23 protein-coding genes and 1 tRNA gene are annotated in these 26,356 nt (G+C 63.6%); 17 read left to right on the top strand and 7 right to left on the bottom strand.

The genetic code is table 11. The features are described 5' to 3' along the window. Window positions 1–70 precede the first annotated feature (70 nt). From PSUB009319_RS22815 to PSUB009319_RS00890, 3 genes are all read right to left on the bottom strand, one after another. Window positions 71–226 carry a hypothetical protein gene (locus PSUB009319_RS22815; protein WP_185453385.1) on the bottom strand — a complete coding sequence of 52 codons (156 nt, stop codon included), beginning with the start codon at window positions 224–226 and terminating at the stop codon, window positions 71–73. A gap of 108 nt (window positions 227–334) precedes the next feature. Continuing rightward, window positions 335–2,908: a PEP/pyruvate-binding domain-containing protein gene (locus PSUB009319_RS00885; RefSeq protein WP_124380374.1), complete on the bottom strand. Its 2,574-nt coding sequence runs from the start codon at window positions 2,906–2,908 to the stop codon at window positions 335–337. Continuing rightward, window positions 2,905–3,537: a TetR/AcrR family transcriptional regulator gene (locus tag PSUB009319_RS00890; RefSeq protein ID WP_124380375.1), complete on the bottom strand. Its 633-nt coding sequence runs from the start codon at window positions 3,535–3,537 to the stop codon at window positions 2,905–2,907. The genes PSUB009319_RS00885 and PSUB009319_RS00890 overlap by 4 nt, the downstream gene beginning before the upstream one ends. A 119-nt stretch (window positions 3,538–3,656) precedes the next feature. On the opposite strand from PSUB009319_RS00890, the gene pip reads away from it, so the two are divergent. The 5 genes from pip (at window position 3,657) to PSUB009319_RS00915 (ending at window position 9,476) form a co-directional block, all read left to right on the top strand. Further along, window positions 3,657–4,610: a prolyl aminopeptidase gene (gene pip / locus PSUB009319_RS00895; RefSeq protein ID WP_124380376.1), complete on the top strand. Its 954-nt coding sequence runs from the start codon at window positions 3,657–3,659 to the stop codon at window positions 4,608–4,610. A gap of 14 nt (window positions 4,611–4,624) precedes the next feature. Then, window positions 4,625–5,530 (top strand): LysR family transcriptional regulator, encoded by a 906-nt coding sequence (locus PSUB009319_RS00900; RefSeq protein ID WP_124380377.1) that lies wholly within the window; start codon window positions 4,625–4,627, stop codon window positions 5,528–5,530. A 133-nt stretch (window positions 5,531–5,663) separates the two neighbouring features. Next, window positions 5,664–6,323, top strand: a complete 660-nt coding sequence (locus PSUB009319_RS00905) for an HAD-IA family hydrolase (protein ID WP_185453386.1) — start codon at window positions 5,664–5,666, stop codon at window positions 6,321–6,323. A gap of 23 nt (window positions 6,324–6,346) precedes the next feature. After that, on the top strand, window positions 6,347–7,498 hold the full coding sequence (locus PSUB009319_RS00910) for a DSD1 family PLP-dependent enzyme (RefSeq protein ID WP_124380379.1): 1,152 nt from the start codon (window positions 6,347–6,349) through the stop codon (window positions 7,496–7,498). Between the two features lie 520 nt (window positions 7,499–8,018). Then, window positions 8,019–9,476 carry a sensor domain-containing diguanylate cyclase gene (locus PSUB009319_RS00915; protein ID WP_124380687.1) on the top strand — a complete coding sequence of 486 codons (1,458 nt, stop codon included), beginning with the start codon at window positions 8,019–8,021 and terminating at the stop codon, window positions 9,474–9,476. 164 nt (window positions 9,477–9,640) lie between these two features. Here the strand turns inward: PSUB009319_RS00915 and PSUB009319_RS00920 are convergent. Then, a tRNA-Leu gene (locus tag PSUB009319_RS00920) sits at window positions 9,641–9,725 on the bottom strand. A 171-nt stretch (window positions 9,726–9,896) separates the two neighbouring features. Here PSUB009319_RS00920 and blaOXA point away from each other — a divergent pair. The 3 genes from blaOXA (at window position 9,897) to mctP (ending at window position 13,626) form a co-directional block, all read left to right on the top strand. Beyond that, a complete protein-coding gene (gene blaOXA / locus PSUB009319_RS00925; RefSeq protein ID WP_124380380.1) occupies window positions 9,897–10,733 on the top strand; it encodes an OXA-22 family class D beta-lactamase in 837 nt (278 codons plus the stop codon). Between the two features lie 1,205 nt (window positions 10,734–11,938). Further along, window positions 11,939–12,118, top strand: coding sequence for a DUF3311 domain-containing protein (locus PSUB009319_RS00935; protein ID WP_004632354.1), 180 nt, complete (start codon window positions 11,939–11,941; stop codon window positions 12,116–12,118). Continuing rightward, complete coding sequence (mctP, locus tag PSUB009319_RS00940; protein WP_124380688.1) at window positions 12,118–13,626, top strand: monocarboxylate uptake permease MctP; 1,509 nt, start codon at window positions 12,118–12,120, stop codon at window positions 13,624–13,626. The genes PSUB009319_RS00935 and mctP overlap by 1 nt, the downstream gene beginning before the upstream one ends. Before the next feature lie 288 nt (window positions 13,627–13,914). On the opposite strand, the gene PSUB009319_RS00945 is transcribed toward mctP, so the two are convergent. After that, a complete protein-coding gene (locus tag PSUB009319_RS00945) occupies window positions 13,915–14,607 on the bottom strand; it encodes a DUF2076 family protein (protein ID WP_124380381.1) in 693 nt (230 codons plus the stop codon). 185 nt (window positions 14,608–14,792) lie between these two features. Between PSUB009319_RS00945 and PSUB009319_RS00950 the strand changes: the two genes are divergently transcribed. From PSUB009319_RS00950 to PSUB009319_RS00985, 8 genes are read left to right on the top strand one after another with little or no spacing between them, the layout of a single operon-like run. Beyond that, window positions 14,793–17,156, top strand: a complete 2,364-nt coding sequence (locus PSUB009319_RS00950) for a bifunctional salicylyl-CoA 5-hydroxylase/oxidoreductase (RefSeq protein ID WP_124380382.1) — start codon at window positions 14,793–14,795, stop codon at window positions 17,154–17,156. Window position 17,157: 1 nt separating this feature from the next. Then, window positions 17,158–17,940 (top strand): SDR family NAD(P)-dependent oxidoreductase, encoded by a 783-nt coding sequence (locus PSUB009319_RS00955; protein ID WP_124380383.1) that lies wholly within the window; start codon window positions 17,158–17,160, stop codon window positions 17,938–17,940. Beyond that, window positions 17,937–18,533 carry a MarR family winged helix-turn-helix transcriptional regulator gene (locus PSUB009319_RS00960; RefSeq protein ID WP_124380384.1) on the top strand — a complete coding sequence of 199 codons (597 nt, stop codon included), beginning with the start codon at window positions 17,937–17,939 and terminating at the stop codon, window positions 18,531–18,533. Before PSUB009319_RS00955 ends, PSUB009319_RS00960 begins: the two co-directional genes overlap by 4 nt. Continuing rightward, window positions 18,530–19,381: an enoyl-CoA hydratase family protein gene (locus PSUB009319_RS00965; RefSeq protein WP_124380385.1), complete on the top strand. Its 852-nt coding sequence runs from the start codon at window positions 18,530–18,532 to the stop codon at window positions 19,379–19,381. The genes PSUB009319_RS00960 and PSUB009319_RS00965 overlap by 4 nt, the downstream gene beginning before the upstream one ends. Before the next feature lies 1 nt (window position 19,382). Beyond that, window positions 19,383–20,570 carry an acyl-CoA dehydrogenase family protein gene (locus tag PSUB009319_RS00970; RefSeq protein WP_124380386.1) on the top strand — a complete coding sequence of 396 codons (1,188 nt, stop codon included), beginning with the start codon at window positions 19,383–19,385 and terminating at the stop codon, window positions 20,568–20,570. A 35-nt stretch (window positions 20,571–20,605) separates the two neighbouring features. Further along, window positions 20,606–22,222, top strand: a complete 1,617-nt coding sequence (locus PSUB009319_RS00975) for an AMP-binding protein (RefSeq protein WP_124380387.1) — start codon at window positions 20,606–20,608, stop codon at window positions 22,220–22,222. Then, a complete protein-coding gene (locus PSUB009319_RS00980) occupies window positions 22,219–22,638 on the top strand; it encodes a thioesterase family protein (protein ID WP_124380388.1) in 420 nt (139 codons plus the stop codon). Before PSUB009319_RS00975 ends, PSUB009319_RS00980 begins: the two co-directional genes overlap by 4 nt. Before the next feature lie 28 nt (window positions 22,639–22,666). Then, window positions 22,667–23,077: a RidA family protein gene (locus PSUB009319_RS00985; RefSeq protein WP_124380389.1), complete on the top strand. Its 411-nt coding sequence runs from the start codon at window positions 22,667–22,669 to the stop codon at window positions 23,075–23,077. A 174-nt stretch (window positions 23,078–23,251) separates the two neighbouring features. Here PSUB009319_RS00985 and PSUB009319_RS00990 read toward each other — a convergent pair whose 3' ends face one another. Continuing rightward, a complete protein-coding gene (locus PSUB009319_RS00990; RefSeq protein WP_124380390.1) occupies window positions 23,252–24,025 on the bottom strand; it encodes a hypothetical protein in 774 nt (257 codons plus the stop codon). A 254-nt stretch (window positions 24,026–24,279) separates the two neighbouring features. On the opposite strand from PSUB009319_RS00990, the gene PSUB009319_RS00995 reads away from it, so the two are divergent. Continuing rightward, the gene (locus PSUB009319_RS00995) at window positions 24,280–24,942 is read left to right on the top strand and encodes a response regulator transcription factor (RefSeq protein ID WP_124380391.1); all 663 of its coding nucleotides are present in this window, start codon (window positions 24,280–24,282) and stop codon (window positions 24,940–24,942) included. 252 nt (window positions 24,943–25,194) lie between these two features. Here the strand turns inward: PSUB009319_RS00995 and PSUB009319_RS01000 are convergent, their stop codons facing one another. Further along, complete coding sequence (locus tag PSUB009319_RS01000; RefSeq protein ID WP_124380392.1) at window positions 25,195–26,253, bottom strand: PstS family phosphate ABC transporter substrate-binding protein; 1,059 nt, start codon at window positions 26,251–26,253, stop codon at window positions 25,195–25,197. Between the last annotated feature and the right edge of the window lie 103 nt (window positions 26,254–26,356).

Here is a 26,356-nt window from a genome sequence, read left to right on the forward strand (position 1 = left end):
CCGAGATGAAGCCGCAGCGTCACACTGGGAATGGTGCGACGCAATATTCACACGGTCTGTGCGGCTCGGCTTAGTGGCCCGAACGGCGATACAGCTCGGCCATCATGCCGCAGCTTTCCACATGCAGCGCAACGGCGCGGCTTGCCTCACGGCGCACAATTTGCCAGAAACGGGCGAAACGCGAGGCAGGGGCGGCAGCGGTGGTGTCGAGGGCGGTGGCTTTCATGGCAGTTCCTTGTTGAGCGATAACCTAGGGATAACCCTATGTTAGTCTCAATATTGCGATGCAGCAAATCGGGCTTGCCAGTGTCGCCTCATCACCACATGTATGCGACTAATTGACCACTCTACTGACCGTCCCGGCATTGCCGTCCACCCGGATCGGCTCGCCATCGTTTAACTGCCCCCGGATGCCTGGCAGGTTCACCACGGCTGGAATGCCGAATTCGCGCGCCACGATGGCGCCGTGCGACAGGTAGCCACCGGTTTCCATGACCAGCCCGCCAGCCTTCAGGAAGAGTGGTGTCCAGGCGGGGTCGGTACTCGGGGCGACGAGGATGTCGCCAGCCTGCAGCGCCGTGCCGGCGGCGGCGTTGTCAATCACCCGCGCGTGCCCCTGTGCAGAACCCGCACCGACGGCTGTGCCGCTCCAGGTATCACCAACTGGGGCGATTGGGGTGCCGCTTGGGGTGCCGCTTGGGGGGGCGCTTGGGTGGCCGCTCGGGGCAGCGGCTGCGACAAGCGCTTCGCCGTGTTCGGTGATGATGTCCGGCTCCGTCTCAACGGCATAGCTGCTCAATTGGTGGCGGCGCTCACGCGCACGCTGGGCGGCAAAGCGCAGCGGCAACGTGCCGGTGCCGGCGGCCAGGCATTCGTCCAGCGTCAGGTTGAAGATGTCTTCCGGCGCATCGAGCCCTTCGTTGCCGACCAGCTTGTCTGCCAGCTTCAGCAGGCCGATGCGCAGCACTTCCAGATACGCTACCAGCGCGCTACGTGCAGCTTCACGCTGGTTGCTATCGCGCACGGCACCCTTGAGCATCGCCCGCACAATCGGGCGCAGCCAAAACGGCAGCCGCTGCCACGCTTGCCGGGATGCCGCCTGCTGCCGTTGCCGCACGGCGTGCGCATCGCTGCCGATCAGGCCAACGACGAGATCGAGCAAATAGTCCGGTTGCTCGCGCCAGCGCGGGTGCCGGAAGTTGCTCTCTTCAATGGCGCGGTGGCCGTAGCGCTCCAGGAACCCCCTGAACTGCTGGCGGAATGGGCTGTGCGCCGGCAGTTGCTGCGCCCATTGCGCGCCGATACGCGCACCGCCGCGCAGCCAGGCGAGTGCCTCGGTATCGGTGGTGACTGTCTGTGCCAGTGCCATCAGGTCGTAGCTCTGCTGCGCCGTCACGCTGGGTTCGGCGCCGGCCATGAGCGCGGCGGCCAGAGCATGCCCTTCGCCGGGGCGCTGTTTTTCAATGACGTCGACAAGGCCCGAGACCGAGCCACCCGCCGAGCCTTGCAGGAAGAACAGGCTGTCTGCGCGTCGCACGATGTTGAAGCGCTCGCGCAGGCAGGTGGCCAGTTCGGCGGTGGTTTCCGGCCACGCGTTTTCACGCCATTGCGTGGCTTGCTTGCGCGCGCGGTTGAGATCGCTCTGTGCATGGCGGCGTGCGGTGCCGGCGCTGAACAGGTAGCGCATGAGCCGTGCGCCGCGTGCGAGCCGCTGCGGCCACGTCACGGCCGGCAGCGCGATCGCGGGCTGCGTGCCGCCCAGCATGCGGTTGATGGCCTCCGGCGCGATGCCGAACGCGTCAAACGCCTCCCACTGCATCAACGAGACATCGAGATACACGCGGCCCCGAAACAGTCCGGCACGCGCCAGCCCGGGCAGCAGCGGATAGCCGGCCAGCGAGTACGCCAGCGTCAGCATGCGGTTGGCGGCGTGACCGTAGAGTGTCCAGTCGATGGGCGACAGCGGCGCGGGGAACATCTCGCGCGTGTTGCCGCGTGTCCAGAGCGTCGGCTGGGTTTGCAGCGCCGGGTAGGTATGTCGTGCGCGCGTGGTGATGGGCCGTGCCTGCACGATCCAGAAGCGCTGGCCGTCCCAGGCCCATTCGATGTCGTAGCGCGGCAGCGCAAAGTCCAGCGCGCGTGCCGTGTCGCGCGCCACCGTGGCAAGAGCGATGAGCTGCGCGCCGTCCAGTACGGCCCGGCGCGCATCTTCCGCTGCCGTATCGGCGAGTGCCGTACCGCCTTCGGGCAGCGCGCGCGTCATGCGGCGCTTGCTGCCGATCTGGCGTTCGAGCACGCGGAGCGTGTCATCTTGCGCGACTTCCAGCCGATCGATGTCGCCGTCGGCTTGGCCGCCCACCAGCGCTTCGCCCAGGCCCCAGTGCGCGTTGATGACGATGTGGTCGTCCCGGCCGCTCTGCGGGTCGCCCGTGAACGCGATGCCTGCGGCCACTGCGGGCAGCATCGGCATGATGACCACGGCCATCGCCATGTCGATGGTGTCGATGCCGAAGCGCTCGCGGTATGCCAACGCTTGCGGTGCGTGCACGGAATCCCACACGGCGCGCACCGCTTCCGACAGCGCCTGCGCGCCGATGACGTTCAGGCGCGTTTCATGAATGCCCGCGAACGAACGTTGTGCCGAATCCTCCTGTGGCGCGGACGAACGCACAGCCAACGGCGTGTCCTGCCAGCCACGCGCAGCCAGTGCTTGTGCAAGGGCAGCCAGCACGGCATCGGGCACGGCATCACCTCGCACCCGCCCGCGGCTGGCTTCTGCAGCCAGCACCACACCGTCGGGCACCGGCACGCCGAGTGTCGCCATCCGACCAAGCTGCCAGCCCTTGCCACCGGCCACTGCGGCGCCGGCTGCTGCGGCAGCCGGCCAATCAAGCACGAGCGTGTTCATCGCCCCTCCTTGCGGACCATGCCGTGCAGGAACAGATCGATGACAGCGGAGAAACCCTCGTGCAAGTCCATGTCAGGATGTGCGAGCCAGCGCATCAGCGCGCCGAGATATAGATACTCGAACAGCCCCGCGAGGTGCTCGGCGTCAAGCCGCGTGTCGAGTTCGCCCGATTGCTGCGCCGCGTCGATGAGTGCCATGAACACTGCTTCGAGCCCGCTGCGCTTGTCGGCGTCGCGGCTGCGGGCGGCCAGGTCAGCGCTGGCAAAGCGGTAGCGGAAATAAGAGGCGAGATAGGGGCGACGTGCGTTGCACCAATCGGCTGAGGCAGAAAGCAGCACCGACAGACGTGAGGCGAAATCCGGTTGCGCCTCGATCTGCCCGCGCAACTGCGCGCCGCCCGCCGCCAGTTCGGCATGGAACTGGTGCGCCAGCAGCGCTTCCTTGACCGGAAAGTGGTTGTACAGCGTGCCCTTGGACACGTCCGCCTGCGCAGCAATCTGTTCCATCGTCACTGCGTCGTAGCCGTGTTGCTCGAACAGGGCGAAGGCCGTGGTGGCCAGGTGGTCCAGCGTCTGGGTGCGTTTGCGCTCGCGAAGGCCGGCTGCGATAGGGATCGGGATGGATGGCATGATGGCGCTGCATATTTGTAAACGATGAACAATTTTATACGTCGTTCAAAAATATGTGCAAGCGAGAACCTCTCTGTAGAATCAGCCCCACCTCCCGGCAACTTTCGACAGGACCGACCATGCCTGCACTGCGCACTCTGTATCCGCCCATCGAACCCTATGAAACCGGCATGCTCGACGTGGGGGATGGCCACGCGATCTACTACGAGCGCGTTGGTACGCCCGGCGCCAAGCCGGCGGTCTTCCTGCACGGCGGGCCGGGCGGCGGCGTCTCGGCCGATCACCGCCGCGTGTTTGATCCGGCGCGTTACGACGTGATGCTGTTCGACCAGCGCGGATGTGGGCGGTCTACGCCGCACGCGGGGCTGGAGGCCAACACTACGTGGCACCTCGTGGCCGACATCGAACGCCTGCGCGCAATTGCCGGCGCAGAGCGCTGGCTCGTCTTTGGCGGGTCATGGGGTTCGACACTGGCGCTCGCTTACGCGCAGAAGTATCCGGAGCACGTGAGTGAACTCGTGCTGCGCGGCATCTACACCGTGTCGCAGGCAGAGTTGCGCTGGTACTACCAGTACGGCGTGTCGGAGATGTTTCCCGAGAAATGGGTTCGTTTTCAGGCGCCCATCCCCGAGGCCGAGCGCGGCGACATGATCGCGGCCTATCGCAAGATCCTCACCGGCAACGACACCGCCCGGCAGATCGAAGCCGCCCGCGCTTGGAGCGTGTGGGAAGGCGAGACCATCACGCTGCTGCCCGACCCGAGCAACAGCGCCAAGCACGCCGATGACCATTTCGCGCTGGCCTTCGCGCGGTTGGAGAACCACTACTTCACACATCAGTGCTGGCTGGAAGAGGGCCAGTTGCTGCGCGAGTCGCACAAGCTGGCGGGCATTCCGGGCGTGATCGTGCATGGGCGCTACGACATGCCGTGCCCTGCGCGCTATGCCTACGCGCTGCACCAGGCGTGGCCGGATTCGGACTTCCACCTGATCGAAGGCGCCGGCCATGCATGGTCCGAACCCGGCATCCTCGACCAATTGCTGGCCGCTACCGACCGCTTTGCCGGCAAGTAACGGATGACGGCCCCATGACTGACTCAGCCGACCTGCGCTTCCTGCTCGCCATCCAGGACAACGGCAGCCTGGTGGCGACGGCGCGGGCACTGGATCTGACGCCATCGGCCGTGTCGCAGCGCCTGCAGCAGCTTGAGAAGAAGCTGGGCACGCGGCTGGTCGATCGCACTGCGCGCAGCCTGCGTTTCACCCAGGAAGGCGCCTTGCTGTGTGAGCGCGGGGCAGAACTGATCCGCCTGCTCGATGCGCTGTCGGAGGACTTGCACACGCGCCGGGGTGGCTTGGTCGGTACGCTCAAGATCAACGCGCCGCTGGGGTTTGGGCGGCGGTACGTGGCACCGGTCATTGCCGATTTTCAGCAGCAGCATCCCGATGTCGATATCGAACTGACGCTTTCCGATGCGCCGCTTACGGAGGCTGCAGACCGGTTTGATGTGGTGGTGCATATCGGCGCGCTGCAGGTGTCGAACCTGGTCGGCTATGCGATAGCGCCGAATGCGCGCTTTGTTTGCGCATCCCCGGCGTTGGTGAAGCGCTTCGGTTTGCCCGAAACGCCCGACGACCTGGCCGCGTTGCCCTGCATCGTGCTGCGCGAAAACAAGGAGGATGTATCGCTCTGGCATTTCAGCAAGGGGCGCACAAGCCGGAGTGTGCGCGTGCCAAGCCAACTGATCTGCAACGACGGCGATGTGATCCGCCACTGGGCGTGCGAGGGCCGCGGCGTAATCCTGCGCTCCGAATGGGACGTGGCCGACGATCTGCATGCGGGCCGGCTGGTGCGCTTGCTGCCGGGCTGGAAGGCGCCCGACGCCAACGTGATCGCGCTCACACACAACCGCGCGGGTTTGCCACAACGCACGCGCCACTTCATGCAGGCCCTGCAAGGCCGCTTCAAGCCTCACCCGCCCTGGCGCACTTGATGTAGCCAGACTGAATCTTTGATTCAAACCGGCTTCACCGAAAGCCGGTGCGCGGTGCCTACAATCGGCTGCATCGATTTCCATCGATTTCCATCGATTTCCACCCATTTCCACCGATTGGCAGGTGACAGACATGACCGCTTCTACGGCTTCCCCCGCTTCCGGCTACCCCAGGGCCATCCTGTTCGATCTGCTGACTGCGCTGCTCGATTCTTGGTCGCTGTGGAACCGCGCGGCCGGCTCTGAGCAGGCGGGCCGCGCGTGGCGCGCCGAGTATCTGCGGCTCACTTACGGCTGCGGCACGTACGTTCCCTACGAGGCGATGGTGCGGCAGGCGGCGCAGAACACCAGTTTGCCGGCTGCCGTGCCCGACGCGTTGGAAGCCAGTTGGCTGCTGCTCGCGCCGTGGCGCGGCGCGGCAGAAGCACTGGCCCAGCTCCAGCCGCACTGCAAGCTGGCCGTCGTCACCAACTGCTCGGAGCGGTTAGGCCGGCAAGCCGCGGCGCTGCTGCCCGTTACGTGGGATGCCGTCATCACGGCCGAGCAGGCCGGCGTATACAAGCCCGATCCGAAGCCGTACCGCATGGCGCTCGAACAACTGGGCGTGGGTGCGGCCGACGCTGCATTTGTGGCCGGCTCCAGCTACGACATGTTCGGCACGGCAGCCGTGGGCCTGCGCACGTACTGGCACAACCGCATCGGGCTGGCGCCGGTGGCGGGTGCCCGCTTGCCTGAGATCACCTCGCCCACGCTGGACGACCTGTTGCCCTGGGCCCGTCGTTTTGCCGCGTAAGCAATCAGCATAAGGATGCAACCATGACCGCCGAACCCTTTGAAACGCTCGACTCGCTGGATACGCCCGCAGCACTGATCGATCTGCCGCGCATGCAGCACAACATTGCTCGCATGCAGCACCGCATGAACGCGCTGGGCGTGAAGTTCCGCCCGCATGTGAAGACCACCAAGTGCCTCGACGTGGTGCGCGCGCAGGTGGCGGCCGGCGCGCAGGGCATCACCGTCTCGACGTTGAAGGAGGCCGAGGCCTTCTTTGCCGCCGGCATTCGCGACATCCTGTATGCGGTGGGCATTGTCGCGGCCAAGCTGCCGCGTGCGATGGCATTGCGCCGTCGCGGCTGCGACCTGACGCTCGTGGTCGACAACGCAGAGGCCGCACAGGCCGTGGTGGACTACGCCCACGCACACGGCGAGCGCTGCGCCGTGTGGATTGAAGTCGATACCGACGGCCACCGCTCCGGCATCACGCCCGAGCAGGACACGCTGCTGGAAGTCGGGCGCATCCTGAAAGACGGCGGCATCGACGTGGGCGGCGTGATGACGCACGCTGGCTCCAGCTACGACCTGAACGACCACGCTGCGTTGGCTGCATTGGCCGAGCAGGAACGTGCCGGTTGCGTGCGCGCTGCGCAGCGCCTGCGCGAGGCGGGCGTACCGTGTGTCGCGGTGAGCGTCGGTTCCACGCCCACGGCGCTGGCTACGGAACACCTCGAAGGTGTGACCGAGGTACGCGCCGGGGTCTACGTGTTCTTCGATCTGGTCATGCACAACGTGGGCGTCTGCACGATGGACGAGATCGCCCTGAGCGTGCTGAGCACCGTAATCGGCCATCAGCCGGACAAGGGCTGGGTGATCGTCGATGCCGGCTGGATGGCCATGAGCCGGGACCGCGGTACCGCCAGGCAGGCGCATGACTTTGGCTACGGGCAGCCGTGCGCGCTTGACGGCACGCCGTTTGATGGCCTCATGCTGATTGGCGCGAACCAGGAGCACGGCATCCTGGCGGCCAGCGATGGCTCGGTACGGAGCGATCTGGCAGAACGTTTCCCCGTTGGCACGAAGCTGCGCATTCTGCCGAACCATGCGTGCGCGACCGGAGCACAGTTTCCGGAATACCAGGCGGTATCGTCGCGCGGTGCGGTGCAGACGTGGGGGCGGTTCCACGGCTGGTGAGTTGTCCGCTGCGCACGCCAAAAGAGAAAGGCCCGCAGCAATGCGGGCCTTTTGCCTGAACGCCGCTCTCATGTGCCAAGCGCGTGATCCGAGCGGGCTGTACCGCAACGCACGAGCCGCCGCTGCCAGGCCTGCACGAAGCGGTGTTGGTTTTGGCCCCCTTGCCGCACAGCCAGACTGTCCGCGACATCGCAACGCCCGCCAGCCGCATCGCTTGTGTCAGCCGCTCGTGCGCATGGTCGATTGATGTGGGCGGTACGTAACGTAAAACGGTTCAAGTGCGTTCAAAAGCGCTTGCATTAAAACGGTTCATCGATCTTCTAAACTGTTCCTGACAGGCTTGCTGTGGCAACCATCGCGTCAGGCCGCCATGAGGTTGGTGTGGATGTATTCGGGCGTTTCGCGGTCTTCCTGACAAGAGCACACGAATAGGACGACAACAGTGAAGGACAACAGCAAAACCAATCCACTTCGCTGGTTTTCTTTTCATTGGGGCTACCGCCGGCTGACAGCGCCCTACATGATCGTCGTTGCCGGGATCGTCATCGCGCTATCCATGGTGGCAATTTGCACGATGGCTCTGTACCAGAGCCGGCTGGATGCCATGGCGCGTGCCATTGAGACATCACGCAACCTTGCCCTGCTGGCAGGACGTGACATTGAAAGAAATTTCGAGCTCTACGCGCTGTCGCTCCAGGCCGTGGTCGACGGCGCGAACGACGCTGAAGTCATGGGCGCTTCACCGCGCTTGCGAGGATTTGCCCTATTCGACCGCGCTGCAACGGCGACGTACCTGGGCTCGATGCTGGTGCTCGATGCCCAAGGCAATGTCGTCATCGATTCTGCGAACGAAGTCCCCAGAAAGGCGAACTTCTCGGACCGCGAATACTTCAAGGTACAACGCGACAATCCAAACGCCGGTCTGTACGTCGGCGACCCCTACTCGTCGCGATTGCGCAATGGTGCCCCAAGCATTCCGCTGACGCGCCGGCTATCCAGACCGGACGGCTCGTTTGCCGGGATCGTGTTGATTGCTGTCCAGCTTGAGTACTTCCACCAGCTGTTCGCCACACTGTCGCTGGGGCCGCATGGTTCGGTGGCGTTGATCGCACGAGACGGCGCAATGATCATGCGTCAGCCCTACGACGTGAATGTCATCGGGCGAAACATCCGCAGCGCGAGTACGTTCCAGAAGTTCCTGTCGGCGCCGGAAGGCAGCTTTTCTGACACGTCGGTACTTGATGGCGTCGAGCGGCTGTACTACTTCAAGAACCTTCCGAACCTGCCGCTCATCATCACGGTGGCGCAAGCGCACTCTGACATCTATGCGGCGTGGAAACGTCGCGCACTGACCATCGCGTCTTTGATGGCCGCACTGGCACTCGGCTTCATCGGCCTTTCCTTCGCTTTCGCGGCACAACTGCGCCGCCGCATGCGCGCGGAATCGGAGCTGGCCATGCTGGCGCGAACGGACGGCTTGACGGGGCTGAACAACCGCCGCACCCTCGGTGAAATTCTCGACCAGGAATGGCGCCGAGCCAAACGCACACGCAGCGTGCTTTCACTGCTGTTTGTCGATATTGACCGGTTCAAGATGTACAACGATACCTACGGGCACCAAGCTGGAGACGCCGCATTGGCGGCTGTCGCGAAGTGCATTGGCGACAATATTCGCCAGCCGACTGACAGTGCTGCGCGGTATGGCGGTGAAGAGTTCGTTGTGGTGTTGCCGGATACCTCGCCAGAAGGCGCTGCCTCCATCGCCGAGAAAATACGCGCGGCCATCTCCAACCTCGCCATTGAGCACCGGGGCAGTGAGTATGGCCGCGTCACTGCCAGCATTGGCGCGGCGGCATGGACGCCGGAGCAGGACGTCGACGTGTCAGCAGTCATCCGTGCTGCTGATGAAGCCCTGTACGACGCAAAGACGACGGGCCGTAACCGGGTTGCACAGTCCACCAAGCCGAGTCCGGCGTAACCGTACGGCGCGCTGTCTTTAGCGCGCCGCAAGCAGCAAGCAGGTCGCGGGTATGGGTTGCTTGCCGGCAGCCTGCATGACGCCCGCTGTTAACAACAAAAAGCCCGCGAGACGCATCGTCACGCGGGCTTTTTGGTCGTCCCGAAACGGCTTGGGACTGTGTTTGGTGCCCAGGAGAGGACTCGAACCTCCACGGAGTTACCCGCTAGTACCTGAAACTAGTGCGTCTACCAATTCCGCCACCTGGGCTAGGTGAGCGGCGCATTCTACCGGCCGCCGGAAAATTTGCAAGCCCTTCTTCTTTGGACGGCTATTCCGCCAGCGTTACAGCCGTTACGCGCGTGGCGGTCTGCAGGACATTAACCGCGCTGCTACGCTGCGGCGCAGTCCCCGCATTCCCCCCCAAGATGAGGTTGATTGATGATGAAACTCCGCCACGCTGCCGCCGGTGCCCTGCTGGCCGCGCTTGCAACGTTTGTCACGTTTGCCCACGCCGAGCACCCGATCTGCACGATCGTTGCCGATGCCGCCACAGGCAAAGCCGTACTGCACGAAGGCAAGTGCGACGAGCGTGTGACCCCCGCTTCCACCTTCAAGCTGGCGCTGGCCGTCATGGGCTTCGACCACGGTTTCCTCAAAGATGAGCACACGCCGGTCGAGCACTTCAAGCGTGGCGACCCCGATTGGGGCGGCGAAGCCTGGCACCAGCCCATCGACCCAGCGCTGTGGCTCCAGTATTCGGTGGTGTGGTATTCGCAGCGGATCACGCATGCGATGGGCGCGCAGACATTTCAGGCGTACGTGCGCAAGCTCGGCTACGGCAACATGGACGTGAGCGGCGACCCGGGAAAGAACAACGGCATGGACCGCTCGTGGATCACCTCGTCGTTGAAGATTTCGCCGCAAGTGCAGGCCGGCTTTATGCGCAGAATCGTCAACCGGAAGTTGCCGGTATCGGCGCATACCTATGAGATGGTCGACCGTGCCGTGCAGACCTGGCAGGTGCCGGGCGGCTGGGCCGTGCAGGGCAAGACGGGCACCGCCGGCCCGGCGCCGGGCAATACGTCGGCCGATGGCACGTGGGATCAGGCGCACGCGTACGGCTGGTTTGTCGGCTGGGCCAAGAAAGGGGGCAAGACGTACGTGTTCGCCAATCTGATCCAGGACGATAAGGTTGAGCCGACGTCGGGCGGTGTGCGCTCGCGCGATGCAATGCTGGCGCGTTTGCCGGAGGTACTGGCCTTTGACGGCCATTGATCGACGCCGTGATGCATCACGGCGTCGAGCCTCGCTGCGCACCGTCGCTTCATCCACCCCCACTTGCCCGGCAAGGTGGTCATAGCAGCAGCGGCACAAGCCCAGCTCACGCGCCTTCGGGCTCGGCGTGTCGCCCAAAAAAACGCCCGGCGAGGGGATTGCCGGGCTAAGTGGGATGTGAATTCGTACGACAAAAGCACCTTACAAGTATTTCTTATATCAGATTGAAAACAAATTCAAAACACAACACAATTTTGAGTGTTTGCTCTAAAGAAACGGGTGCTTGAACATAAGCGGATGTACGGGTTTTTCCCAATCACGGCGTCATTTCCGGGCCGCAGGCAAACGATTTCCTTTTGAGGGATTGGCTTCAGAGATGACCGCATACGCGTTAAAAATTGAGAGCGAAAAAGCCAAATAAAAACGTCATGATTGAATTGAATAAGCGCTGATTCAATTCCGCTTTTAATTGCCAAATCCAGACGGGTACATTGGTTGCCCAAAGCCCCTCGGCACACAGGGCGCTGCCTGAGCAGGCTTTTCAGAATTCGCCCCAGCAACGCGTCGTGTCGCCATGCGCATCCCAAACCGGACTGCGTTGCTGAATCATTGGCGGCGCCGGAGCCGCCGATAGAGCAGCCTGCACAGTCCACATAGTCCACCGGCGCCTGTGGGCCTCAACAGCGGCAACGAACGGGGAAGTTCGTTTTTCCATCCACCGTTGTTTCTCGGAGCGGCGTCTGCCTCGCGGCTGGAGCTTTGCGTGCCGGGCCCGGCGCGGCAACAACACGCTGCACAGAAACCCTGATCTTGTCAGGGCTTATGCTGCGCCGCCCCGTTCAAGGGGGCGCCCATGTGATTCCCCGTTGTGCTCGGTGCCATGCGGCACGCTGGCTGTTTGCGAGTTTTTCTCACGCATTCGGGCGTCATTCGGCGTGTCAGGAATTCGTGAAAACCCTAGGAAACCCGCGCCCACCTTAGTGATTGGTTATTTCATGCGAAAAGCCTACGCTTACTACGTAGTACTACGTGTGGCTGCTGCGTACAGGTGCGGATGGTTTTCCGGAACGCGCGCGATCACAGTGCGCCGGATAACAACAAAGACGGAAAACCGTCCGTCAGACATCCGTCTGGTCACGCATCGGGCGTGGCACCTCGCCGGTTCAAAACAACATCCGAAGTCCCCGAACATCAGGAGACAACCCATGAAGTTCTTGCTCGCACTGCCTTTTATCGGCCTGCTGTGGGTGCCGTTCTACAACCAGGAAACGCCCGCGCTCTTCGGCTTTCCGTTCTTCTATTGGTACCAGTTCCTGTGGGTGCCGATCACCTCGCTGCTGATCTGGATCGTCTTCAAAAACGGTCAGAGCAAAGGAGAAGAATGATGGACGGACAAATCAACTGGACTGCGCTGGCGGTCTTCGTCTTCTTCTTCGCGCTGGTCACGGTGCTGGGCTTTATCGCCTCGCGCTGGCAGCGCGGCAATTCCGACAAGGGCGCCCACATTGACGAATGGGGCCTGGGCGGCCGCAACTTCGGCACCTGGATCACGTGGTTCCTGGTGGGCGGCGATTTCTACACCGCCTACACCGTGATTGCCGTGCCGGCACTCGTGTACGCGGTGGGCGCGTATGGCTTCTTCGCGCTGCCGTACACGATCCTGGTGTACCCGATCGTCTTCCTGATCATGCCCAAGCTGTGGAAGGTGGCGCATGCCAACGGCCATGTGACGGCGGCCGACGCCGTGTATGGCCGCTACGGTTCGCGCTCGCTGGAGTTTGCCGTGGCGATCACGGGCGTGGTGGCGACGATGCCTTACATCGCGCTGCAGCTCATCGGCATGGAGGTTGTGATCAAGGCGCTGGGCCTGACGGGCGAACTGCCGCTGGCCGCCGCCTTCGTCATCCTCGCGCTGTACACGTACTCCGCCGGCCTGCGTGCCCCCGCGCTCATCGCCTTCGTCAAAGACATCATGATCTACATCGTGGTGCTGGTGGCGGTGGTGCTGGTGCCGGCCAAGCTGGGCGGCTACGGTGCGGTGTTTGCACATGCGCATGACGCATTCGCGCTGAAGGGCGGTGCCACGGGCCTCACGCTCAAATCCGCACAGTTCCTGCCGTTTGCCACGCTGGCCATCGGCTCGGCACTGGCGGCGTTCATGTATCCGCACACGCTCACGGGCATCTTTGCCGCACGCAGTGCAGACACGATCCGCAAGAACGCCGTCTTCCTGCCCGCCTACACGGTGCTGCTGGGCCTGATTGCGCTGCTGGGCTTCATGGCCTATGCGGCGGGCGTGAAGGTCACCAACAACAACGACGTGGTGCCCGCGCTGTTCAATGCACTGTTCCCGAGCTGGTTCACGGGCTTTGCGTTCTCGGCCATCGCCATTGGCGCGCTGGTGCCGGCGGCCGTCATGTCAATTGGCGCGGCCAACCTGTTCACGCGCAACTTCTGGAAGCCGTATGTGGCACCGGACATCACCGCGGCCGGCCAGGAAAAGGTCGCCAAGGTGATCTCGCTCATCGTCAAGGCGGGCGCACTGGTGTTCATCCTGTTCCTGCCGACCAAGTTCGCGCTGGATCTGCAACTGCTGGGCGGCGTGTGGATCGTGCAGACCTTCCCGTCGGTCGTGTTCGGGCTGTTCAACATTTCCAACCGCTTCCGCGCACCTGCACTGCTGGCTGGCTGGGCGGCGGGCATGATCAGCGGCAGCTGGCTGGCGTTCTCTGACGGCATCAAGCCCGTGCACACCTTTGTGATTGGCGGCGACAAGTACAGCATCTACACGGGGCTTGCGGCGCTGGCGTTCAACATTGTTGTGGCCGTGGTGGTGCAGCTCATCTTCGGCAAGCGTGGGGCGGAAACGCACGCTGTGCGTCAGGCGGGTTGATTGATGCGCTGAAGGCGTTTGCAGTGAAGAAAGAAGGGCTGGCACCGAGGGGTGCTGGCCCTTTTTTATTGTCTTGGCGGGGTTAATCCTGGTCCGCCCAAGCATTGAGCGGTTTCAACCGTGCGCCCCGTCTGGCATGCGCTGCACTCTGTAACACAAGCCCGAGTGGACGCAGATGACCGCATACCTTGTGGTTTGTCGGAGCCGGCTCAGAGCGCGTCAAGCGGACGGCGCCCGCGCAGAGCGTACTGAATGCAGATGCGCAGCCGCCGGAGCGCAAGGGCTGGATCAGCTCAACAACGAATCATCGTCTGAGTAATCCCCACCGCCCAAGTCGCTGTCGTCCATCAACCCCAGGCTGTCATCGCGCGCGGCGGTGGTGCTGCTGTCGCTGCCGTTGCCGCTGCCGTAGTAATTGTTGATCACCGTTTCCGTGGTGCCGCCCATTACCGGTTGCTGGCCAAAGAAGCCGCCACTGCCGCTGTTGTGGTGGAACAGGTTTTCGATGCCCTGGAACAGGAGCGCGCCGCCGGCCACACCGGCTGCCGTGGTGGCGACGCTGCCGAGCGTGCTGCCCAGCCCGCCGCTAAAGAAGCCTGAGCGCACCGGTTGCGCGGGCGCGGGTTGGGGCTGCGCTGGCATCTGCATGGGGGCGGCTTGCTGCGGGGTGTAGCCAGGGTTGGGCGCGGCGCCCGTGCCGGTGACATGGTTGCCCCAGTTGCTGGCCGGGTCCATGAACGATGTGTTGCGGCCAGCTTGTGCGGCCTGCAACTGGTTTTGCAGCGTGGCGATTTGCGCCTGGGCCGATGCCAGCGCGTGATCAAGCAGCATGGCGCGCTGCACGAGCAGGTAGGCGGCGTCGGGCTGGCGGGCGGCCGCTTCCAGAATGCGCGCTTCGGCCTGCGGGTCTTTTGCCCCGGCACGCGCTTGCGTCAGTTGGGCCAGGAAGTTTTCCAGGGCTTGCAGTTCTTGCGGGGACATGGTGGAGCCTTCGGGGTGGAGTGTGACGGCTCCACTGTAGGAAGCGAAGCTTAAGCCAGTATTAAAGACAACATGCCGCCAAGCTCACATGGCGCTGTGCCGGCATCGTCAGGGCATATAATGAAATTACTTTACAACTAAACTATTCATGACTAATGTAACACCGCATCAAACGCGGAGCCGTCATGAAGATCGTCTGTATTGGTGGTGGGCCGGCTGGCCTCTACTTTGCCCTGCTGATGAAGCTGCAGGACCCGTCACACGACATCACTGTGGTGGAGCGCAACCGGCCGTATGACACCTTCGGCTGGGGTGTGGTCTTCTCAGACCAGACGCTTGGCAACCTGCAGCGGGCCGATGCCAAGAGCGCCGCGCAGATTCTCGACGCCTTCAACCATTGGGACGACATTGAAGTCCACATCCGTGGCCAGGTGGTGCGCTCGGGCGGCCACGGCTTCTGCGGCATTGGGCGCAAGCGGCTGCTGAACATCCTGCAGGCGCGCTGCGAGGAAGAAGGCGTCAAGCTCGTCTTTGAAACCGATGTGCAAGATGACACAGCCTATGCAGATGCGGACCTCATCATCGCCAGCGACGGCCTGAACAGCCGCATCCGCACCAAGTACGCCGCCACGTATCAACCTGATATCGACACGCGCCGCTGCCGCTTTGTCTGGCTCGGCACGCACAAGCTGTTCGAGGCGTTCACGTTTGCGTTTGAGGAAACCGAGCACGGCTGGTTTCAGGCACACGCATACCGCTTTGACGACCACACCTCCACCTTCATCGTCGAGGCGCCGGAAGAGGTGTGGCGCAAGGCGGGGCTGGAGACAATGGAGAAGGAAGACGCCATCGCCTTCTGCGAGCGCCTGTTCGCCAAGCACCTTGATGGCAACAAGCTGATGTCCAACGCCACGCACCTGCGGGGCTCGGCGCAATGGATTCGTTTTCCGCGCGTGGTTTGCAGGCATTGGGTGCACACCAATGCGCACAACACGCCGGTGGTGCTGATGGGCGATGCCGCACACACGGCGCATTTCTCGATCGGCTCGGGCACGAAGCTGGCGCTGGAAGATTCGATTGAGCTGGCGCGCAGCATCGGCCAGCACGCGGGCAATTTGCGCGCTGGGCTTGAACACTACGAAGCCGCGCGCAGCGTGGAAGTGCTGCGCATTCAGAACGCGGCGCGCAACTCGACCGAGTGGTTTGAAAACGTAGACCGCTACGCCAACCTGCCGACCGAACAGTTTGCGTATTCGCTGCTCACACGCAGCCAGCGCGTCAGCCACGAAAACCTGCGCCAGCGCGACAAGCGGTATCTCGAACAGTTTGAAGACTGGATTGCCGGGCAGGCTGGCGCACCACGCGCGCCCGAGCACGGCCCGGTGCCGCCGATGTTCACGCCCTTTACCGTGCGCGGCGTCACGCTCAAGAACCGCGTGGTGGTGTCGCCCATGGCGCAGTACTCGTGCGAAGACGGCCAGCCGGCGGACTATCACCTCGTGCACCTGGGGGCGCGCGCCATGGGTGGCGCCGGGCTGGTCATGGCCGAGATGACCTGCGTGTCGCCCGATGCGCGCATCACGCCGGGCTGCCCAGGTTTGTGGAACACCGAACAGCGCGATGGCTGGGCGCGCATCGTGCAGTTCGTGCACGGCAACAGCGATGCGAAGCTGGGCATCCAGCTTGGGCACGCAGGCGCCAAGGGCTCGACGCGTGTGGCGTGGGAGGGTATCGACCTGCCGCTGGAGGAGGGCCGGAACTGGCCGATCGTGTCCGCATCCCCCCAGCAGTATCTGGATGGCGTGAGCCAGTGGTCGCACGCCATGACGCGTGATGACATGGACCGCGTGCGTGACGACTTCGTGCACTCGGCACGCTTGGCGGCAGAGGCTGGCTTCGACTGGCTGGAGCTGCACTGCGCGCACGGCTATCTGCTGTCATCGTTCATCTCGCCGCTGACGAACCAGCGCAATGACGCGTACGGCGGCTCGCTGGAAAACCGCCTGCGCTTTCCGCTGGAAGTCTTCCATGCGGTGCGCGAAGTGTGGCCGAGCACCAAGCCGATGTCGGTGCGTATTTCTGCGCACGACTGGGTGGAAGGCGGCATCACGCCGGACGATGCGGTGGCGATTGCACGCATCTTCAAGGCGGCGGGCGCCGACATGATCGACTGTTCGTCAGGCCAGGTCAGCAAGAAGGAGCAGCCGGTGTTCGGCCGCATGTTCCAGACACCGTTTGCCGATCGCGTGCGCAACGAGGCGGGCATCGCCACGATTGCCGTGGGCGCGATTTCCGAGGCGGACCACGTCAACAGCATCATCGCCGCTGGCCGTGCCGACCTGTGCGCCGTGGCGCGCCCGCACCTGGCCAACCCGGCCTGGACACTGAACGAAGCCGCGCGCATCGGTTACCTCGACATGCCATGGCCCAAGCAGTACCGCGCGGGCAAGCTGCAGTTGGAGCGCAATCTCGAACGTGAACGCGCGATGGCGGCGCAGGCGGCGGGGCTGTCTCCGCTGGAGCAGGCCAACCGCATGCAGGGGGTTTGAGATGGCGACATCCGCGATGCTGACAGGACACCATGCCGTTGTGACCGGTGCAGGCCGGGGGATTGGCGCGGCCATTGCTGCGCAGTTGGCCGCCCAGGGCGCCACGCTCACGCTGATGGGCCGCACCGCTGCCGCGCTCGAAGCCACCGCCAAGACGTTGCCCGACAGCGCTCGCGTACAGGTCGTCACGTGCGACGTTACGGATGGGGCGAGTGTGTCGACGGCGTTTGAGTCGGCCCGTGCGGGGCTCGGCACCATCTCCATCCTCGTCAATAACGCGGGGCAAGCCGAGAGTGCGCCGTTTGCCAAGACCACGCTTGACCAGTGGCAGCGCATGCTGGCCGTGAACCTGACGGGCACGTTCCTGTGCACGCAGGCGGCGCTGGCGGATGTGCAAGCGTCGGGCCGTGGCCGCATCGTCAACATTGCGAGTACGGCGGGGCAGCGCGGCTATGCATATGTGTCCGCCTATGTGGCGGCCAAGCATGGGGTGATTGGCCTGACGCGCGCGCTGGCGCTGGAGCTGGCGGCGCGCGGCGTCACCGTCAATGCGGTGTGCCCCGGCTACACCGAAACCGACATCGTGCGCGAGAGCATTGACCGCATCGTCGCGCGCACCGGCCGCAGCGCAGAAGAGGCGCGCGCCGAGCTGACCAAGGGCAACCCGCAAGGCAGGTTGGTGACGCCGGATGAAGTGGCGAATGCGGTGTTGTGGCTGTGCTCCGACGGCGCATCGTCCATCACCGGGCAAGCCATCTCGGTATCCGGTGGGGAGGTGATGTGAGCAAGCCCCGCAAGACTGCACTCGCCACCCGCACGTCCGGCTACCACAAGGTTGTGCAGGCATTGGGCGACGAACGCATCGGCCTGGAAGCGCGCGCACAGGCAGACGACCACATGGACGTAAAGATCTGGCTGCGCCTGCTGGCCTGCAGCACGCAGATCGAGCAGCAGATCCGCCAGCGCCTGCGCACGCGGTTTAACACCACGCTGCCGCGCTTCGACTATCTGGCCCAGCTTGATCGCCACCCCCATGGCCTGCGCATGAACGTGCTGTCGCGCTATCTGATGGTGACCGGCGGCAATGTCACCGGCCTGACCGATCAGCTGGAGAAGGAAGGGCTTGTCAAACGCGAAGCCGATCCGGATGATCGCCGGTCCTTTCGCGTGCTGCTGACCGATGCCGGCCGCAGGGACTTTGCCGAGATGGCCGCCGAACATGAACGCTGGCTGATCGAGATGTTCGAAGGCTTGGGGCTAGCCAACAAAGATGCGCTGTACGCGCAGCTAGGCCACCTGCGCGTGCACCTTGCGCAGCGCGAGGAAGAGCTGGACGCCCGTGATGATCAACCTCAAACAAACGCGACCAAACCATGACTGACCGTATTGATCCGGCGCTCTTGACCGGCAACCGCCGCCCGCTCGCAGGCTATCAGGCCAAACACTTCTTGTGGAGCGTGGAGGGCGGCGTTGCCACCATCACGCTCAACCGGCCCGAGCGCAAGAACCCGCTCACGTTTGATTCGTACGCCGAGCTGCGTGATTTGTTCCACCAGCTCAAGTGGGCGGACGATGTCAAAGCCGTCGTGCTGGCGGGCGCGGGCGACAACTTCTGTTCCGGCGGCGATGTGCACGAAATCATCGGCCCGCTGGTGCAGCTGAAGGCGCCCGAGCTGCTGATGTTCACGCGCATGACTGGTGAACTGGTGAAGACGATGCGGGCGTGTCCGCAGCCGATCGTCGCTGCCATTGATGGCGTGTGTGCGGGCGCGGGTGCCATCCTGGCGATGGCTTCGGACTTGCGACTGGGCACCGTGCGCAGCAAGACCGCTTTTCTCTTCAACCGCGTCGGCCTGGCGGGTTGCGACATGGGCGCCTGCGCGATCCTGCCGCGCATCATCGGTCAGGGCCGTGCGAGCGAGCTGCTCTACACCGGCCGTTCGATGAGCGGCGAAGAGGGCGAGCGCTGGGGCTTCTTCAACCGCCTTTGCGAACCCGCCGAGGTACTGGCCCAGGCGCAAGCGCTCGCGGCTAGCCTGGCCGCGGGCCCCACCTTCGCCAACGGCATCACCAAGACGATGCTGCACCAGGAATGGACCATGACGATCGAGCAGGCGATTGAGGCGGAAGCCCAGGCGCAGGCCATCTGCATGCTGACCGAAGATTTCTCGCGTGCGTACCACGCGTTTGTCGCCAAGCAAAAACCGGTGTTCGAGGGGAACTGACATGAGCGACACGGATTATCTGCAGTGGCCCTTCTTTGACGACAAGCACCGCCAGCTTGCGACCGAACTCGACGCCTGGGCGACCCAGCACATCCCGCACGATCACGGCCCCGATGTGGATGCCGAGTGCCGCGCGCTGGTGAGGCAGCTTGGGCAAGCGGGTTGGTTGCGCCACGCGGTGGGCGGAACGGTGCATGGCGGCGCAGGCGGGATGACGAACCTGCGCATCGACACGCGCGCCGTCTGCCTGATCCGCGAAACGCTGGCGCGCCATTCCGGCCTTGCCGACTTTGCATTTGCGATGCAAGGGTTGGGCTCAGGTGCGATCTCGCTGCACGGCACGCCGGAGCAGCGTGAGCGTTATCTGACGAAGGTGGCGTGTGGTGAAGCCATCTCTGCCTTCGCGCTGTCCGAGCCTGACGCCGGTTCCGACGTGGCGGCCATGGCTTGCGCCGCGCGCGAGGATGGCACGGACTACGTGCTCGACGGCGAGAAGACGTGGATTTCCAACGGCGGTATTGCAGACTTCTATGTTGTGTTCGCCCGCACAGGGGAGGCGCCGGGCTCGCGTGGCATCAGCGCGTTCATCGTTGAAGCAGAGACGCCGGGTTTCGAAATTGCCGAGCGCATCAACGTGATTGCGCCGCACCCACTCGCACGCTTGCGCTTTACCAATTGCCGCATCCCGGCCAGCCAGCGTGTGGGCGCGGCGGGCGAGGGCTTCAAGGTCGCCATGCGCACACTGGATGTGTTTCGCACGTCCGTGGCGGCGGCGGCACTCGGCTTTGCGCGCCGCGCGCTTGATGAAGCGCTCGCGCGTGCCACCACCCGCAAGATGTTCAACGGCGTGTTGGCCGACTTCCAGCTCACGCAGGCCAAGCTCGCGCAGATGGCCACGGCTATCGACAGCGCGGCGCTGCTGACCTACCGCGCCGCGTGGCAGCGTGACCAGGGCCGCAACGTAACGCGCGAAGCCGCCATGGCCAAGTTGACCGCCACCGAGAACGCACAACAGGTGATTGACGCCGCTGTGCAGATGTGGGGCGGCTTGGGCGTGGTGAGCGAGCAGCCGGTCGAACGCCTGTATCGCGAGATTCGCGCGCTGCGCATCTACGAAGGCGCAACCGAAGTGCAGCAACTCATCATCGCGCGCGAACTGCTGCGTGCATCAGCGCCTGCCAAGCCCTGATCGATACCCGACCCGCCAGAGACGGAGAGTTCGCCATGCCCAGCGCCCATATCGACACTTTCGCCCGCGACCGTCTGCCGCCGGCGGAGCTGCAACCGGTCTACCGCTTCGACCTGCCAGCGCTGCAGTTTCCGGCGCAGCTCAATTGCGCGACCGAGCTGCTCGACAATCGTGTCGCTGCCGGTGAGGGCGAGCGCCTGTGCATTCAGGCCCCCGGCATCCGCTGGACCTATGCGGACTTGCAGGAACACGCCAACCGCATCGCCAACGTGCTGGTGCACGAGATGGGCGTGGTGCCGGGCAACCGCGTGCTGCTGCGCTCGCCCAACAGCCCCATGCTGGCGGCGTGCTGGTTTGCCGTGATGAAGGCGGGCGCGATTGCGGTGGCGACCATGCCGCTGCTGCGCGCCAAGGAGCTGGGGCAGATTCTGGACAAGGGCGAGATCGGCTTCGCGCTATGCGATGCACGGTTGATTGATGAGCTGCGTGGTGCAGTGGCGCAAGCCGCCAAGCCGGTGCAGACGCTGTGCTTTCACGACGACACGCACGAAGGGCTGGAGGTGGCCATGGCACGCCAGCCGGCCACCTTCACCAATGTCGATACGTCTGCCGACGATACGTGCCTGCTCGCCTTCACTTCCGGTACGACCGGTGTGCCAAAGGCGACGATGCATTTTCATCGCGACATCATGGCGATCTGCGCATGCTGGCCGCCGCATGTGCTGCAGCCGCGCGCCGATGACGTCTTCATCGGCAGCCCGCCGATGGCGTTCACGTTCGGGCTGGGCGGCCTGCTGCTGTTTCCGATGAGCGCGGGGGCATCGACGGTGCTGCTGGAGAAGGCGTCGCCCAACGATCTGGTGGATGGCATTCGCACGTTTGGGGCGACGGTGCTGTTCACCGCGCCAACCACCTACCGCGCCATCGCCGCGCGTGGGAATGAGCTACGCGCCACGCCACTGCGCCGCTGCGTTTCTGCTGGCGAAGCATTGCCTGTTGCCACGCGCACGCTGTGGAAGAACGCCAGCGGCATCGAGCTGATTGACGGTATTGGCGCGACGGAGATGCTGCACATCTTCATCTCCGCTGCTGATGCTGACGTGCGCCCCGGCGCAACCGGCAAGGCTGTCCCCGGCTATGTTGCGCGCGTGGTGGATGATGAAGGCAACCCCGTGCCGCCGGGCACGGTGGGCCGCCTGGCGGTGCGGGGCCCGACCGGCTGCCGCTATCTTGCCGACGACCGCCAGCGCGCTTACGTGCGCGACGGCTGGAACCTCACCGGCGACGCTTATGTGATGGACGAAGAAGGTTACTTCCACTACCACTCCCGCACTGACGACATGATCATCTCGTCGGGCTACAACATTGCCGCGCCCGAGGTGGAAGATGCGTTGATGCAGCATCCGGCCGTGGCCGAGTGTGGTGTGATTGGCGAGCCGGACGAAGAGCGCGGCCAGATCGTCAAAGCCTTTGTGGTGCTGCACCCCGGCAACGAAGCGGGGCCCGAGATGGTCAAGACGCTGCAGGATTTTGTGAAGCAGACGGTGGCGCCGTACAAGTACCCGCGCGCCATCGAGTTCCGCGCGAGCCTGCCGCGCAGTGAAGTCGGTAAGCTCTTGCGTTATCGCCTGCGTGAGCACGACAAACCATGAACCGCTATCACTTCGAGCGCGCCGCGCGCATCCGCTTTGCACATTGCGACCCGGCCGGCATCGTCTACTTTCCGCAGTACCTCGTGCTGTTCAACGGCCTGGTCGAAGACTGGTTTACCGATGGGCTGGGCATCTCGTATGCGCAGATGCTGGGCCCGCGACGCATCGGCCTGCCCATCGTCAAGCTGCACTGCGAGTTCAGCGCCATCAGCCGCATGGGCGACGATGTGCAGTTCAAGTTGAGGCTGGAGCGGCTCGGCAATGCATCGCTCACGTTGGGCCTGGATTGCTGGGCGGACGACGAACAGCGTGTGCGCTCGCAGCAGGTTCTGGTGTTTACCGATCTCAATACGCATCGCGCGATGCCGATGCCGCCCGACGTGCGGCAGGCGATTGAGGCGAGCGTTCAACAGTAGAAACAATCGCAATAGAAGGAATCGCATCATGCAAGCTCTCCTCCCTCCTGGCTGGCCGCGTCCGAAGGGCTATGCCAACGGTGTGTCCGCACGTGGGCGCATGATCTTCGTGGCCGGCATGATCGGCTGGGACGCGCAGGGCGTGTTCCACACGGATGACCTTGCCGGACAGGTGCGCCAGGCGCTGCAGAACATCGTCGACGTGCTTGCTGCCGGCGATGCCAAGCCCGAGCACATCGTACGCATGACGTGGTACGTGACCGACCGGCGCGCCTACGTGGCTGCGTATCCCGAGATCGGCCAGGCTTTCCGCGAGCTGATCGGCAGCTTCAGCATTGCGATGACGGCGGTGGAGGTGTCAGCGCTGGTGGAGGACCGGGCCAAGGTTGAGATTGAGGTGACGGCGGTGGTGCCGGACCAGGTTTTATGCGCGCGGTAACGGGAGACAAAAAAAGGCTGTACCAAGTCCGCCCATTGATGGTTTCGGCCAACGCATTGTCGTCGCTGTCCATGGCTGCCAACCGAGGGTTCGACGCCGGCCCCGGCCGGCCTTTTACGTGATCTTCAAATTCTCGACGGCCCCGCATCGCTCCGGGGCTGTGCGACCTCAATATCAGTGCGCGGTGCTGGCGGCCCTCTGTCGAACGAGCAGCACGCTGACCAGAATGAACCCGACAAGCGCGGCCGAAGCGGAGTAACGACTGAGCGCCAAGCCGCCCGCGTTCAGGGGTTTGTCTAAGAAGTCGCCCACCACGGCGCCCAGCGGGCGGGTCAGGATGAACGCGGCCCAGAACAGCAGCGTGCGCGACACGCTCGTCCAGAAGTAGGCCGCCGCGATCAAGGCCAGCAGCCCACCGAACACGATGGCCGCGCCGGTGTACCCCAAGCCTGCGGAGTCGGCGGTCCAGTCGCCCAACGCTGTCCCTAACGTCTGCGAGAACATGATCGTCACCCAGTAGAACGCCTCGGCCTTTGGCGTGCTGACGGTGCTGACCGAGATAGAGCCGAGCGTGCGATGCCAGAGAATGAGCGAGCCCAGCAGCAATATCAGCAGCAGGCTCGAACCGCCGGCGTATCCGATGCCGAGCGACCGATCCGCAAAATCGGCCAGCGTTGTGCCGACGGTGGTCGTGGCGATGATGGTCGTCCAGTAGAGAAACGGACGGAACGCCTTGGCCTTGATCTGCGCCATCACCAGTGCCAGGAAGATCGCCGCGAAGATGACGGTGCTGAGCAGGTAGCCCATGTTCATGGACATCGAGACAGCATCGCCCCCGGTTTCTCCGAGCGTCGTTGCGGCGATCTTGATGATCCAGAATCCGAGCGTGACTTCGGGCACTTTGGCCAGGGCGGCCTCTGTTCGACTGAGTGGTTTGCTGATTGCCATTGTTTGATCTCCCAGGCGGATGCAAGTGACGGTGTGACTGACTCTGGTTGGCAAGTTTGCTCCTCCAGACTTAGCGCTTTCATAGCGGCACTTTCTGTGCCTTGTGCTTCTTTGATAGCGCTTGAACAGCGCGCAGATTGTTCTCTAAGTACCAGACCGGATTGCATTTGCCTGTTAAGCATTCATCATCTTGAAGCGTGGTGTTACGTCCGCTTGTGCGTGAACCGCCAGATAGGATTGGCACGAGGATTCGTATGAAGGCATTGATTGTTGAGGATCAAGATCGGTTGGGCCGTTTCCTCCAGCAAGGACTGACGGAGTGCTCCTATACGGTCACATTGGTGCGCACCTGTGCGGCGGCCACCGATGCCATTGTGGAGTCCTCGTATGACGTGGTGATTCTGGATCTGGGGCTGCCGGATGGCGATGGCCTTGATCTTCTCCACACATGGCGCAAGGGCGGCTTCCAGGAGCCAGTGCTGATTCTGAGCGCACGTGATGGCGTACAGGATCGCGTGAAGGGTCTGGACATCGGCGCCGATGATTACCTCGCAAAGCCATTCAGCCTGGAAGAGCTTCTTGCACGAGTGCGGTCCCTGGTTCGCCGCCATTCCGCTGTCAAGCAGGTGGTGCTTGAGCATGCCGGCATCTGCCTGGATCTGCTCAGTCACACCGTCACGCTCAATGGCAAGGCGGTCGACCTGACCAGCCGCGAATACGCGCTGCTTGAAGTCTTTATGCAGAACCAAGGGCGGATCCTGCCGCGCACGTTGATCTCGGAGAAGATCTGGTCGGCGCATTACGATGTTGATACGAATCTGCTCGACGTCTATATGAGCCGGCTGCGTGCCAAGCTCGAGGTACCGGGAAGGCCGCTTTTCAAGACCGTGCGCGGTGTGGGGTACCAGCTCCTTTGATGCCACGCGGCTGCCTCGCGCGCGTCGACCACGTCGGCGTGAAATCAATTGCGAATGGGTTGCCGCCCAGCCGGCGCTGCATGAGCATGCCCAGCGCCGTTGATGGCGCAAGCCCGCACAGGTGGATGGGGCGCGGCCCAGTTGCTGTCCAACCCGAGCAGAGCGTGTGATCCTGACAAGCCTGTCTGCCAGCCCGCGGCGCTTACGTTGTGGGGCGGTGACTGCGCCGCGGGCGGTTGCGGTGGCTGCTGCTTATTGATCGAGTTTCTTCAGTTCCTCCTTCACCACCTCAGGCTGCAGCGGAATGAAGACGCGTTCGTTGGCCACCGCCTGCTGACCTTCCTGGCTCAGCACCAGCTTGAGGAATTCCTTCACCTTGGGTTCAAGCGGCTTACCGGGAGCCTTGTTGACATAGATGTAGACGTAGCGGCTGAACGGATAATTGTGCGCATAGACGCTCTCCACCGTCGGCGCATAGCACGTGCCGCCTTGCGTGGAAGAGAGCTTCAGGACCTTGACGTTGGGCGTGACGTTTGCCATCAGTGCGTAGGTCAGGCCGCCGGGGTGCGTGGCCATGTCTTCCGCTGCAACGGTAAAGGCGTGCGTGAAACCCTTGCCTTTGACAAACTGGATGTTGTCTTTGTATTCGCCACCGTGCATGGCGACTTCCTTGAAGTACTGCTCAATGCCGTTGACCGGTTTCAGGCCATAGAGATGAATGGGGCGGGACGCCCAATCACCCGTCGCACCGAGGTCGCCCCAGGTATTGACTTCCTTGTAGCCGAGCTTGCGCGTCTTTGAATAGATAGCATCGAGTTGCGGCAGGCTCAGGCAGTCGATCGGGTTGTCCTTGTCAACAAGGATGATGCTGGCGGCCGTCTTGCCCAGCGAGCCGACGCTGCCGGTGGCGACTTTGATCTCGAGCGGCGCATAGCCGAACTTATCGACAAAGGCCTTGCGCTCGGCGGGGAACATCTCACGGCCGACGGGCGCAAGCTGCCCCTTGCCCGAGACGAGGCCCGGAGCACCTGCGCCGGAAGCGCGCAGATCCATCGTCAGCGACAGGCGCGGATACTGCTTGCGATAGATCTTGGTCCACTCCATCACCATCTCATCCATGATGTCGGCGCCGACGATTGCCAGTTCTTCCTCGGGGTGGCTTTCGACCGGGCCCGGATTCCACGTCGGAATCGATGGGTCGGCCTTCAGCGCATGTTCCGGCGCGGCGTACTTCAGTGCATGGGCGGGTACGGCACTCAGCGCGCAGAGGGCGGCTGCGATACTGACGGCCAGGGTGGCTGTCCTTCTCATGGATGTCTCCTAGTATGGGCGTCAACGCTCAATCGGGCGTGATCCTCTCTACCTTAGAAGCCCCATCCGAATGCAGGATGAATGTGACCTGAAGATTCGTTCA

Origin of the sequence: Ralstonia sp. SET104 (genome assembly GCF_003851545.1) — a bacterium.
GTDB lineage: Bacteria > Pseudomonadota > Gammaproteobacteria > Burkholderiales > Burkholderiaceae > Ralstonia.